This is a genomic window from Cryobacterium sp. TMT2-18-2, from assembly GCF_004402245.1.
GTDB classification, from domain to species: Bacteria; Actinomycetota; Actinomycetes; order Actinomycetales; family Microbacteriaceae; genus Cryobacterium; species Cryobacterium sandaracinum.
The window spans coordinates 1-12,047 of sequence record NZ_SOFU01000019.1 but is presented as its reverse complement, the minus strand read 5'-3'; the positions used below and the strand labels follow the sequence as shown (position 1 = coordinate 12,047).

The following is a 12,047-nucleotide window of genomic DNA, read 5'->3' as shown; positions in this document are numbered from 1 at the left end:
ACTCTCCCGGGGCAATCCAGCGCGCCGGTGACACTGCCGCCTGTTCACTGTGTGCAGAGGAGTTCGGAACAAACGGGCGCCTTGTGCAGAGGAGTACGAAAAAGCCAATGTTCACACTCGCCTGCACAACCCCGAAACACAGGGGTTCGTTGTGCTGACGACTTCGGAAAATGACACCCGCCTCGGCCGCGTGCCGCGTCCCGGTGACGGGCCTGAAGGCCAAGCGCGGGTGCGCGGGTGGTGTGTCCATCATGAGCGACGAGCTGGGTGTGCCGAACTGCGAAATGTGCCTGGTGCCCATGGTGATCGAGGGCACCGATGAAGGCCCCTCCTGGTGCTGCCCCGAGTGCCGCATCGTTCGACTCGCATGAGGCCCCCTTCAGTGATGTTGCTCAGAAGGTGTTACGGTCGACCCCATTGCTGACGAGGCCGGGGTGGAGCTAATTTCAACTGCATATGCGGTAGATATGTGGTCCCCAATACGACAGACGAGCTGCTGAGCCTCTTCGACGCCACCGGCGACAATGCCGCTGACTGGAAGCCCTCGTACAGTGTTGCGCCCACCGACCCGGCACCTATCGTGCGGGAATGGATCCACGACGCAACAGTGCAGCGAGACCTGGACCTGGCTTCCTGGGGATTGAAGCCAGGTTGGGCGAAGCCGGGTGGCCCGGCCCCCATCAACGCACGCTTGGAGTCGGTGGCCAGTAATGGCATGTTCCGCAGCGCGTTTGTCAGCCAACGGTGCCTGGTGCCCATGGCCGGCTACTACGAGTGGCAGCAGATGGACGACGCCAAGCAGCCCTACTTCATTCACAGCGACGGTGATTTGCTGGCCGCGGTCGGCCTCTACGCGTCCCGCCAAGAGGACGATGGGTGGAAGATCACGTTCACGATCATCACGCGCGCAGCGCGAGACGCGTCAGGTGAAATCCACGACCGCATGCCCGTGTTCTTGACCCCGGACGTGTGGGACCAATGGCTGCACCCGGAGAAGATCAGCGACAAGGAGGAAACCGTGTCGATGCTTGACCACACAGCTCCATTGCCATCGCAAGAACGGTGACGGCGCACCCGGTAGCCCGGACAGTCAACGTCGTCCGCACGCTCAACAGCGAGGACCGGCGACTGATCGAACCGATCAGCTTCTAGTGGGAAGCTACGCCGACTGGAATTCTTCTTTGTGGACCACACGTGGAGCTGTCAATCGAAGAAGTCGTCGTCCACTTCGACAACGGCGTAGGTCTGTCACGATTGGACGCCGACTAGATACTTGATGATCAAATCCACGAGTCATTGACCGTCGATGAGGATGATGCGAGACGGTACGTCGGCGGTGTAGCTGATGGCGGCCGGTGTGAACGCGCTCGTCGTGATGAAGACACCGCGGGTGGCACCGAATCCATCGAGAGCGCCGACGAGCGCCCGGCTCGTTTCGCCCGCGTTGCACTCCGCTCCCACGGGCGTAAAAGGGTGCTCCGCAGATTCCTACGGAATCCGACCTGTGGCCGCCCTTGACTCCCGCTCCGCTGCGTTCAACGGACCAAATTATCAGCCGATGGCGAGCCATCGGCTGATAGCCGAAATATCGACGTAGTTCAGGCCCCGTGTTGTCTGACGTCGATGGTCTGCCGGACTGAGAAGGGAACAAATCATGAATGACTCACTGACCGTTTATACGCTTGGTTACGGGTATGAGGGGTGGCGAGGGCGCTGTCAGACTGGTCGCATGCCGATCACCCTGGTTCCGATCAACGCCCAACGGTTCCCCTCGTGGCAGGAACGGTGTCACGCCGAGTACAAGGCAGACCTGATCACTGCTGGTGAGACGCCACATGCTGCCGATCGGCATGCCGCCGATTCTCTAGAGCGGGCATTCCCCGCAGGTGCCCCCACCGCGGATAACGCTGTGTTTGACCTCGTTCACGACACGGATGGCACCGTCGGGTACCTCTGGATCGGTCGCGACAGCTCGGGCGATGACACTTCGTGGTGGGTCTGGGACGTCGTAGTCGAGCCCGAATACCGAAATAAGAGCTACGGGCGAGCGGCGATGCGGCTCGCTGAAGACCATGCCCGAGCGGCAGGCGCGAGCACGCTGGGCCTTAGCGTGTTCGGTCACAACGAGGCCGCGCGGGGACTGTACGAGTCAGTCGGATATGAAACCACTACCGTCAAGATGCGGAAGCAGCTCTGACTCCGCTCAGTCTTCGCTTTCTGAGATGGCGGTGAGCCACTGAAGGGACGCTGCAAGACAGAGCGCGGCGGGGTAGTTCCGAGCGGTCTTGTCGGAGCGCATCGCAATGCCGCGCCATTGCTTAAGTCGGTGAAGCACCGCTCGACGACGTTGCGGCCCTTGTGGTCGACCGCGTCGAACACGATCGGATGGCCCGGGCGCTTACGACGGTGAGCGATTTGGTCATCTCGTTCCGGAATCGTCGTCCTCACATCCCGCGCCCGCAGGCAGGCCCGGTTCGACTTCGACGGGTATCCCTTATCCGCGCGCAGCCGCTCCGGCCGACGCCGGGGCCATCCAGCCGTCGGAACGCGGATCTGGTCCATCGTTGTCGGCAGCATAATCGTGTCCGCAACCTGGCCACCCGTGACGACGAAGCTGAGCGGCCGGCCTTTGCCGTCGCACACGAGATGTGTCTTCGTCGTCAGCCCACCACGCGACCGGCCGATCGCATGATCGGGCGGCTCAGCGCTGGTTTTGTTGTAGTCCAACAGGCGCCTTTTTGAGTCGTGGCAGTGTCGCACCGTGTTGATGCACGCGAACAAGCGTTGAGTCGATCGACGCCGCCCAATCGACTTGCTCTTGTGCTTCCGCGACGCCTTGGACATGCTCGAGAAATCGAGCCCAGACGCCGATCTTGGCCCACCGGTCGAAGTTGCGGTAGATCGTGTTCCAGTTCTCGAACCGCTCCGGCAGGTCCCGCCAGGGAACACCCGTTCAAAACCGCCAGATCACTGCCTCCACCACGAGCCGACGATCTACCGGTGGCCGGCCTCGCTGCTTCGCCGGAGGGAATAGCGGACCGAGCAGAGCCCCGGTCTCGTCCGACAGCACATTACGCGTCACATTCCCAGCGTCATGGCATGAGTAAACGTTGCGTGCTAATGCCGAGCTTGGGTGATGACGTGGCAGACACTGCCCGCTTCGCGATCGCCTGGGTCGAGATGCTGGCTCGCGTCGATGATGTGTTGCAGCTCTATTTCAAGAAGTACGAGTTCTTGTTGGCGGCGGTGCACATCCGCAAGTCTTTTTGAGAGGAGGTTGGAGACGTGTTCGCACGGCACCTCGCCAGCTTCTCTCACAGTGATGATGCTGCTAATTTCGGCCAATGTCAGACCAGCCGTCTGGGCGGACCGAATGAACCGCAGGCGCGATAGGGCCGCTTCATTGTAGCGGCGGTAACCGTTCCCCCCACGTTCGGCGTGATCCGACAGGCTGCGCCGCTCATAAAACCGGATGGTCTGTGCGGTTACGCCGCTCGCGATGGCCAGGTCTCTAATCTGCATATTCCCATTCCACCACTTGACCTTGCACTGCGGTGCAACGTTTACGGTGAAGGCATGGATATTACGTTGCAGTACTTCGATGGGTGCCCGAACTGGAAAATTGCTGCTGAGCGGCTGGCGTTGATCGCGGCTGCATGCCCCGGCATCGTTGTGACCCGGCGGTTGGTCGAGGATCTGGAAGACGCAGAGACAATCGGTTTTCGAGGTTCTCCGAGCATGCTGGTGGGCGGAACAGACCTCTTTCCCGACCTATCGGCCGCGGTGGGACTGGCCTGCCGCATCTACAAGACCCCCACGGGACTAGCCGGCGCCCCAACCCTGGAGCAACTGCGCGATGCGATCGCCACAGCATCAGCGGCATAGGTAAGGAATACGACCTGTTCGTGATCGATGCCGCCCATCTGATGCAGGGCAAAGGCATCAGCGAGAATGAGGGTGTGTTAGGCCTCAGCGGTCTCGAAGATTGGCACGGTTGATGGTGTTGGCGACGCTCCGCGCCCAGGTTGCGGGGAGGGCGACGAGTAGGCCCGCGGCGACGAGAAGCAGTGTGAGGGCCGTGCTTCCGATGATCCAGGAGCCCTGATTTGCGGTCTCTGGCAGGTAGGTCACTACGAGTGGCGGTACGGGAGATAGCGCCCAGAGCAAGACGGCAAGCGTGAGAGCTGTAAAGCGGCGGCGCTCGTGGGTTTGCGCCAGCTCAGCAGCCCACTCGGTCACGGAGGGATTTGGGCCGAAGTTTCCTCCTTGTAGCCGGGCGAAGGGCGTGAAGTTTTTGGATATGCCCGCCAGCAACACCACCCCGCCGGCTGCGACGAAAAGTAGAAGCACGGTTCCGGCCACGACTGCGGCTCCGCTATCCACTGGTGAATCGTGCATAGCTGCGGTATTGAGCAACAGAAGCAGTGGGATCGGAGACATAACGCAGAGTGCGACGCCAGCACCGAGCCGGTATCGCGTGTTGCGATGCGCTCCGGCGAACCCTTCGGCCTCCTTCATCGTTACGGGCGGCTGGGTGGCTACCCATGCCCCTGCAGCGAGGGCCGGAGCGGCAGCTCCTGAAGCGAGGTTCATCGAGGTCGCATCGGCCGGAGCGATTTCGGCTGTGATACCGAGCGCTGGCGCCACTTCGTCGAGGTTCCCGAAGTCAGTGATGACCTTCCCCACGGCCTCGTTCTGCGTCGATCCTTCGGCAATGAGGCTGCTGTACGCGTCTTCCATCATCGTTTGCAGTTCGGCTTTCGCCTCGAGCAAGCGAGGCGTCTGCGGATACGAGCTGAACATCGTCTCTAGGTAGGCGATAACCACGTTCATGAGCGGATTCCTTCCACGAAACGATCAACTACAGACTTGGTGTCGCGCCACTCATCGACCTTCTGATCGAGGTAGGCGAGACCTGATTCGGTGACTTGATAATAGGTGCGGGACTTGCCGGACTCAGATGTACCGGGAAACGACGTCACGAGACCGGAGGCTTCGAGGCGCTTCACGGCGGAATACAGGGTTGTTTGCTTGATGGAGTAGTCCGCTCCGGTCACAGCGCTGATCTGCTGCACGAGCTCATAAGCGTAGGACGGCCCCTTCTGGAGTAGCGAGAGCACCATGAGATCGACGTACCCGCGAATCGCGTCTGCGCTAATCATGGCTACTCCTTCCGTGCTTTGCTACGTTGATCGTACTACGACGCACGTAGCATAAGCAACTTCAATCGCACGATGAGTCACATACCCACCCTGACCCGGGAACGTGACCCCGCTGAGGCGGTGCTGGTCGTCTACGGTCGATACTCTTTCGGCGGCGGCGATGTTGGCAGGTCGCCTGGGGCAGCGCGGCCTCCGAAAGTTATGGTGGCGATCGAGGACTGCCAGCACCGATGCCCTTAGCAAGCAAGGACAGGATTGCCCCCAGTATTTGCCATGGCCGGGCATGGCCACGTGATTGAGTCATGCGGTTCCCCGATCTCTGTGTCGTGTGCGTCCCGGCGTCGAGAGCCTGCACGATCGCGCAGCTACTTCGCGGCGCGAATTTGTCACCCTACGAGGGTGACCAACGCGTATCGCGTCGACACGAGTACAAGATCGTCTTCAGGTCTGCCCGGTGCCAACCAGTTACAACACTGCTGAAAGGGCGTGACATTCTGTCGTCACGCGCGGGCATCCGCTGTCCCGGAAGCCGGACTCTCATGGGCACGGACCCAAGGTCCGTGGTGGCGTGAATGAGCTGCGCACGCGAGTGCGGAATTTGTGCAGCCGAGTATGGAAATCGACACGAAACGGCTGGGGGCTCGTGCTGAAGGGACCGTCCCGTTTGCCCTGCCCGAGAGAATTCGCAGTCAGGCCCGTCTAAAGGAACGCCCGTCCCGTGAATAGGGACCGCAGCCTCCGCCTCGACCACTACCCGCTCTCGCTCCAGTTCCGCGGCCTGGCGGGCCCGGACCTTCCCTGCCACGTCCAGCAGATCCCACATCTGCTCGCCGTCACTGACACCCCGCGGGCGCCGGCGCGCCGGGTTCGGCCGCGGAACAGGGCGTAGTGGTGCGGAACACGGGCGCCCCGATCTGTGCCTGGGCGTCGTGGAAGAACACCACGTTGAATACCGGTCCGGTGCCGTCGTCGAGGGAGAGGAATACGACGCGGTTGCCGCTTCGCATTGGGGGTGTGTGGGTGGCGCGGCGGACCCCGGCGACCAGGACTTCGGTGCCGCCCGGCAGTTTCATTAGCTCCGACGCCGGCGTGACCCCGAGTTCCTTGAACAAAGGGTAGAACCGGGTCATTTGGTGGTGGCCGACGGCGAGGCCGAGGTCTCGGAGTTCCACGTCTGTTTGGGTGCGGCCGCGGAGGTCGAGGGCGGTGACTGACCGGTAGAAGTCAGGCAACGGTAGGTCAATGTCGGACACGAGCTGGTCGGGTCCGACGGGGAGGGCGCGCCCGCCGGCCTTGGATATGGGCAAGGAGATCGCCGCGGCGGGCCCGGTCGTAGCCGATGAACGAGTCCAGGGCGCCGACCCGGGCCAGGGCATCGAACGTGCGCCGGCGCGGCCGGCACCCCCCCCCTCGGAAGTCTCGTATGGAGGAGAACGGTTGGTGCTCGGCGATCCGCTGGCGCTCGAGCGCGCTGGAGCCGGCGAGTTCGGGCAGGGCTAGTACTACAGTCGCGTTTATGGGACGTGTCCGCGGGTCTTGTAGTGGTGGTGTTTCGCGGTTTTTGGTGTCGTCGTCGCCACTTGAAGCGTGTTGTGTTTTGTCAACTTTGGGTCGGCCATTTCAGCGAAGAATCGGGCCAGTGTGGCGCGGTTTCTGGCCACCCAGGTCTGCGCGGAAATGTTCACAACTTAGCGCACTGCGTTCACGCCATGAGCAATGATCGGTGCCCTTCGTGCCACCAACGACTATTCCTTCCGGCTGAGCTTAGACACCCGCACATAATCGAACTCTGCGGTGAACTTTTGGCTAGCGTCTTGCAGTCCAAAAGCGGCGAGCGCAAGGCGTGGTTCGTCTCCGATCGCGTGCGTCCAGGTGCCCCCGCGGACCCAGGTTTTGCCGTCCTGGCTGGTGTAGGCGGTGTAGCGCTCGGTGTCTCCACCGGCAGCCGCGCTGGCCGCACTTTGCAGTTTCTCGACGGCGATGCGCAGGTAGGTCCATTCCTCCGATGGCGGGCCGACAACCGTGTTGCCGTACCGTGCCCATCCTTCTGGCACCGGGGAGATCTCCTTGGCGAACTCGGTCTGTCGGGTGTTGAAGATCGATGTGTTGGAGAGTTCGACGAAGTTGTCTTCGTCCCCGTAGGCGAGCACTCCCGCCTGTGCGAAATTGAAGCAGCAGCCCTCGTCGGGCACCGAGACCCGCACGCGTGTCTCGACGACGTAATCGCGGTCGGGTGCTTCGCGCACGAGGACGGATGCCGTGTCGACGTCTGCGAAAAGGTCGGTCGCCTCGATCGGAACCGTGAGTACCCCGTCGACGATGCTGGATGCGGGCGGTGTCAGAGCCGACGAGGTCGATTCGTCTCCGGCCCAATCCCAAGACCAAGCAGGCAACAACTCCGTGCCGGAAAACTCGTCAGTGTAGTCAGGTAGCAGTTGGCCAGGGGTCTGCTGCCGCTCAATCCGGGGCGTTGGACGCGCCTTCTCGCCCTCTTGGCCGGCGGGCGCGAATAGTTCGCGATCAGACGGACCGCGCCCCCCGTTCACGGTCGGCCATCCATCGACCCAGTCGATGGCGTCGAGGAGAGCCGGGCGTTTCGTGAATCCGGTGGCTGTCTCGAAGAATGGATCGCGCTGGTCAACCGCGTGATATATCGTCCACCATGCGCCCGCGGCATCCTGAAACACCGTGTTATGCCCCGTGCCGACCCAACGATTGCCATTCATGGTGAGGAACGGCGTACCTCCGGTCTGGGTATCCGTTAGCGAAATTCCTTGTGCGTCGACGAACGGACCGAACGGATCAGCCGAGCGGCCGACGAAGACGCTGTAGCCGGTCAGCGCTCCGTTGCAGCAGTTGGTCGCAGAAAGGAAGAGGTAGTAGAAGCCGTCTTTTTGCACCACGTTGGAACCCTCGTACTTATTGTCGAGGGCGACGAGGGTCGAGGTGGATTCGTCGACCGATGATCCGGTGGCGGAGAAAGTCACGTCTGCACCGAACACGCCCCCGTAATAGCTGCCGTAATACAGCACACTCGCCTCGCTCACCGTGTCTCCGAGCACATCCGGGTCGTAGGTCCACAGGAAATTGCAGCCCTCACCGTTCTGACGTGGGTCGATCACAGGTTCGTCGGAGAACAGCCATGGGCCGGTGGGGCTCGCACTCACAGCAACACCTATCGCGTTGTCGCTACCGCAATCATCGACACCGCTCACCGCTGCGATTGTGTCGGTGACACCGACGAACATGTAGTACTGGTCGAAAAGGTCGGAGTACACCACCTCGGGTGCCCAGAGCGCCGCATCGGGCTCAGCCCAAGAGGGAAGAGTGTCGAACGCGTCCCCTACGTAGGTCCAGTCGACCAGATTCTCGGAGGCCATGGTCGGAACTCGGTGGAACGCCAGATCGCCGTCTGCATTGAGATCTTCGTCGTTGAGCGGATCGGTGGTGCAGTACATGTACCACGTAGTGTCTTCTGGAGCTTGCCCGCGCAACACAGTTGGGTCGGCGCAGCTCTCGACAACGTTGCCGTCTCGACCCTCCGGAGACAGCGGATTGGTGTAGGACACATATCGACCGTTGAAGTACGACCCCTTACCCATAGACACGGGTAGGCGCAGATGCCCGCTTCCTCTCGCCGGCGGATGAAGCCACAGGTCGATGTTCGGCACCAACTCTAGTAATTACAGTCCGGCTGAAATTCGACGTGATTTCATCCGATTTGATAACGCCGCCACAGAGTTCCAGGAGTCACACACCAGCGCCTCGGCTCCGGAGTCCACGCGGACGCGAGGATGGACCGGATCATCCACAACACGATCTGGGTCGAGACGGGCACCTACAACGTGAGGCAGCACGCGGTACTGATTCGCCCTGGGCCGGTACCCGGGACAAAGGATGTCCTTGATTCCGAGCGCCGTCCCAAGGAAACGGTTGGGGGTTCGAATCCCTCCAAGGGTACCCAGTACACGCGCACCGATGGCGAGGTCCGGATTGTTCCCGACCTCGCCATCCGTTCGTCGCGGGGCGTCGCTCCCCAGAACGTGCCAGGCTCTAGTTGTAGAGCATCCCGCCGTCGACGAGCAGGACCTGGCCGGTCACGTAGTCGGAGTCGGGGCCAGCGAAGAACGACACGATCTTGGCGACATCCTCCGGGGTCTCGATACGGCCCAGCGCGATGCCCTCGACGTTTTCCTTGAGGTTCTGACCGCGCGGCTTGCCGTTGATGGCGCTGAGCTTCTCGTCGATGAGGTCCCACATGCCGGTGCCGACGATGCCGGGAGCGTAGGCGTTGACGGTGACGCCTCGGGGTGCGAGCTCCTGGGCGGCAGCCTGGGTGATGCCGCGCACGGCGAACTTCGACGCCGAGTAGGCGCCGAGGATGGGGAAGCCCTGAATGGCGGCGATGGAGGCGGCGTTGATGATCTTGCCAGCGTGGCCGAGCTCGTCGAACTTCGCGACGGCGGCCTGGATTCCCCAGACAACGCTGTTCACGTTGATGCGGAAGATCTTCTCCATGTCTTCTGCCGTGATCTCGAGCATGGGTGTGACCTGCGCGATGCCGGCGTTGTTGACGATCACGTCGAACCCGCCGAGCTTCTCGGCCGCGGTGTTCACGGCGGCGAACACGTCGTCGCGGTTGGAGACGTCGGCGGTGACGAAGACGGCCTTGCGTCCGAGAGCCACAATTTCGGCGACGACACCGGCACCCTTCTCGGCCTGGAAGTCGAGGTCGGCGACGGCGATGTCGTAGCCGTCCTGGGCGAGGCGGAGGGCGATGCCGCGTCCGATTCCCTGTCCGGCTCCGGTGACGAGTGCGACTTTGTTAGAAACGGTCATGGTGGTTCTCATCTCTGGTTCGGGCATGCTGAGCGCCGTTTGGCGTCGTTGACCCGCGGCCCGGACGGTGTCGGTCAGACAACCGTTCGGACTCATTCAGGTTAGGCGACAGATCCGCCGGCCGTTGCCGCCATCGCAGGCTTGACGCTGGCCGGGTGCGCCGCGAACACTCTGCCCGCCCAGAGGAGCGCCGTCCAGTGAATATCGTCCGCGACCTCACGCCCTCCGCTTCCACATCTGAATGACGTTGTCCGCGGCCTCCGCCTCCGCCTCGACCACCACCCGCTCCCGTTCCCGCTCCGCGGCATGACGCACCGGGATTTTCTCCGCCACGTTGGATACCGGCCCGCTGCCGTCCTCGAGCGAGGGGAAGACGACGCGTTTGCCGCGTTGGAGAGGATGGCGGGGGTCCCAGTGTCCTCGGCGAGGCCCAGCATCCGGGTGGCCGCAGCCATTGAACCGCGTTGCCCGGTCGGTGCGAGATGGCAGACGACTTCGAAGGTGATCGAGCCGATCGGCATGACGCGGAGCCATGCACGCAACCCCGCAACCGCCCCCGCCGTGCGCGAGCAGGGTCACCCGTCCTAGCGGCCGGTGTTCGTCATCGTGGACGGCCAGGTCCGCGCCGAGGCCCGGCCGGATCCCGGCGGCCGCGCACGCCCGCACGTGTTTGATGGCCCCGTACAGCCCGTACCGGTCGGTGAAGGCGAGGAAGTCAGCGCCGGCGGCGGCCGCCTGGTCGACGAGCGCCTCGAGCATGGTCACGCCGTAGTGCGGCGAGTACGCGGAGGCGACGTGGAGGTGCGGGAAGCCCCGTCCCATCCGCACCTCCAACCCCTGCTATCGAACGTTTATTCGACATGGGGAGTGCAGGTATCTAACATCTTCACCAGTCACGGAGGTCCTCGCGTGGCACGTTAACGTGATTGGGGCCTTTCGTGGGGAATTGCTCGGAACCTCACGCGGTCAGAGAAACCGGTTGGGATGCGTAATGCCGAACGTTTTGAGGGCGGGTGTGAGCATTTCTCCGATTCGTTTGGGCAGGTCGGCGCGTTCCGTAAGTCGATTGGAGATTTCCTGCACGCCGTAGAAGTACGCGACCGGGTGCCACGCCTCCCGGTCGTGGTCCAGGCCGGCAAGTATCTCTTCGGCGGCCTCGGTCTCGCGGAGCAACATCCTCATGCGCGCGACCCAGCCGACATGCGGTGTTGGCAGGGTGGCTGGGATCAGTTGGTACTCCCGCCGAGAGGGGGGTGACCGAAGGGGCTCGCACCCAGGCCGCCTCGTTCAGATTCCGCCGCCGGCGCGCTGAGGGCTCGCACATGTCGAGGGGTGCTCGGCCGTCAGCGGCGACGCAATTGTATGTCGCTGGCCTGGGTACGCGGTTCTGATTCGGTTCCTACGCCGTTCCTGAGTGCTCACGCAGAANTTCGGGTCGAGACCGGCGATTCGACGCGCATGGTCTTGGAGTGCTTCTTCGCTCACAGTGTGTCCAGCATCTGCGAATCGTTCACGCAGCGCGTCGAGGACTTGGTGTTCGCTGTGGCCGGCGAGGTCAGCTTCCTCCTGTGCGAGAATCCCCGCCACCTTGTCCTCGTCCGATTGAGAATGCTGGTCTTGGATCGGTTCATTCTGTGTGCCGTCACCATTCATGCTGGTCCTCCGATCTCAGGGGTTCTGTTGGGAAGCCTAACGTTCAGAGTGACGCCTTGTCCGCCGCGACCTCCCGAGGAGTCGCCTAGTTCTGGCGCGCTCCCATGATCATTCTCAGACGGCCGCAAACGTAGCGTATTTGCCGGAGCTGTTCAGCGCGGCGTAGAGCGTCTGCCGCGACACCCCGAGGTCCCGGGCCACCAACGCTTTCGGCACGCCAGCCTCGACCCGCTCGCGGGCCTCAGTGATCTGCTCCAGTCCGAGCTTCGGAGCCTTCTCGTACTTCCCGTTCCTCTTCGCGATGGCGATGCCCTCTGCCTGCCGTTCACGGATGGATTTGCGCTCCAGCTGTGCGATAGCGGCGAGAACCGTGAGCATGAACTCACCTTGGGG

At 62.6% G+C, this 12,047-nt stretch carries 14 protein-coding genes and 1 pseudogene; 3 read left to right on the top strand and 12 right to left on the bottom strand.

Annotation, left to right across the window (positions count from 1 at the left end; translation table 11 throughout):
- Positions 1–469: 469 nt before the first annotated feature.
- Entirely contained in the window at positions 470–1,066 is a 597-nt protein-coding gene (locus E3O22_RS06120) for an SOS response-associated peptidase (RefSeq protein ID WP_198410575.1), read from the top strand.
- A gap of 227 nt (positions 1,067–1,293) precedes the next feature.
- Here the strand turns inward: E3O22_RS06120 and E3O22_RS06115 are convergent, their stop codons facing one another.
- The gene (locus tag E3O22_RS06115; protein WP_241976539.1) at positions 1,294–1,461 is read right to left on the bottom strand and encodes a restriction endonuclease; all 168 of its coding nucleotides are present in this window, start codon (positions 1,459–1,461) and stop codon (positions 1,294–1,296) included.
- A gap of 268 nt (positions 1,462–1,729) precedes the next feature.
- Here E3O22_RS06115 and E3O22_RS06110 point away from each other — a divergent pair, with 268 nt between their 5' ends.
- Positions 1,730–2,197 (top strand): N-acetyltransferase, encoded by a 468-nt coding sequence (locus E3O22_RS06110; protein WP_134396038.1) that lies wholly within the window; start codon positions 1,730–1,732, stop codon positions 2,195–2,197.
- Here E3O22_RS06110 and E3O22_RS16700 read toward each other — a convergent pair.
- From E3O22_RS16700 to E3O22_RS06090, 3 genes and pseudogenes are all read right to left on the bottom strand, one after another.
- A complete protein-coding gene (locus E3O22_RS16700) occupies positions 2,119–2,760 on the bottom strand; it encodes a transposase (protein ID WP_370448449.1) in 642 nt (213 codons plus the stop codon). The two genes, E3O22_RS06110 and E3O22_RS16700, sit on opposite strands and share 79 nt — an antisense overlap.
- A pseudogene (locus E3O22_RS16695) lies at positions 2,702–2,941 on the bottom strand (transposase); the annotation flags it as partial. The gene E3O22_RS16700 and the pseudogene E3O22_RS16695, both read right to left, overlap by 59 nt.
- A 176-nt stretch (positions 2,942–3,117) precedes the next feature.
- Positions 3,118–3,522, bottom strand: coding sequence for a heavy metal-responsive transcriptional regulator (locus E3O22_RS06090; RefSeq protein ID WP_134396036.1), 405 nt, complete (start codon positions 3,520–3,522; stop codon positions 3,118–3,120).
- A gap of 54 nt (positions 3,523–3,576) precedes the next feature.
- Here E3O22_RS06090 and E3O22_RS06085 point away from each other — a divergent pair, with 54 nt between their 5' ends.
- Positions 3,577–3,885 carry a thioredoxin family protein gene (locus E3O22_RS06085; RefSeq protein ID WP_134396035.1) on the top strand — a complete coding sequence of 103 codons (309 nt, stop codon included), beginning with the start codon at positions 3,577–3,579 and terminating at the stop codon, positions 3,883–3,885.
- Positions 3,886–3,969: 84 nt separating this feature from the next.
- Here the strand turns inward: E3O22_RS06085 and E3O22_RS06080 are convergent, their stop codons facing one another.
- From E3O22_RS06080 to E3O22_RS06045, 8 genes are all read right to left on the bottom strand, one after another.
- Positions 3,970–4,833, bottom strand: a complete 864-nt coding sequence (locus E3O22_RS06080) for a permease prefix domain 1-containing protein (RefSeq protein ID WP_134396034.1) — start codon at positions 4,831–4,833, stop codon at positions 3,970–3,972.
- The gene (locus tag E3O22_RS06075) at positions 4,830–5,162 is read right to left on the bottom strand and encodes a PadR family transcriptional regulator (protein WP_134396033.1); all 333 of its coding nucleotides are present in this window, start codon (positions 5,160–5,162) and stop codon (positions 4,830–4,832) included. Before E3O22_RS06075 ends, E3O22_RS06080 begins: the two co-directional genes overlap by 4 nt.
- Before the next feature lie 833 nt (positions 5,163–5,995).
- Positions 5,996–6,469 (bottom strand): hypothetical protein, encoded by a 474-nt coding sequence (locus E3O22_RS06070; RefSeq protein WP_134396032.1) that lies wholly within the window; start codon positions 6,467–6,469, stop codon positions 5,996–5,998.
- A gap of 438 nt (positions 6,470–6,907) precedes the next feature.
- Positions 6,908–8,731, bottom strand: coding sequence for a family 43 glycosylhydrolase (locus E3O22_RS06065; RefSeq protein WP_166784579.1), 1,824 nt, complete (start codon positions 8,729–8,731; stop codon positions 6,908–6,910).
- 484 nt (positions 8,732–9,215) lie between these two features.
- Positions 9,216–10,001 carry an acetoin reductase gene (locus E3O22_RS06060; protein WP_134396030.1) on the bottom strand — a complete coding sequence of 262 codons (786 nt, stop codon included), beginning with the start codon at positions 9,999–10,001 and terminating at the stop codon, positions 9,216–9,218.
- 216 nt (positions 10,002–10,217) lie between these two features.
- Positions 10,218–10,823 (bottom strand): PHP domain-containing protein, encoded by a 606-nt coding sequence (locus E3O22_RS06055; RefSeq protein WP_134396029.1) that lies wholly within the window; start codon positions 10,821–10,823, stop codon positions 10,218–10,220.
- A 144-nt stretch (positions 10,824–10,967) separates the two neighbouring features.
- Positions 10,968–11,183 (bottom strand): hypothetical protein, encoded by a 216-nt coding sequence (locus E3O22_RS06050; RefSeq protein ID WP_134396028.1) that lies wholly within the window; start codon positions 11,181–11,183, stop codon positions 10,968–10,970.
- A 585-nt stretch (positions 11,184–11,768) separates the two neighbouring features.
- On the bottom strand, positions 11,769–12,047 hold a 279-nt coding region (locus E3O22_RS06045), incomplete at its 5' end, for a recombinase family protein (RefSeq protein WP_134397083.1).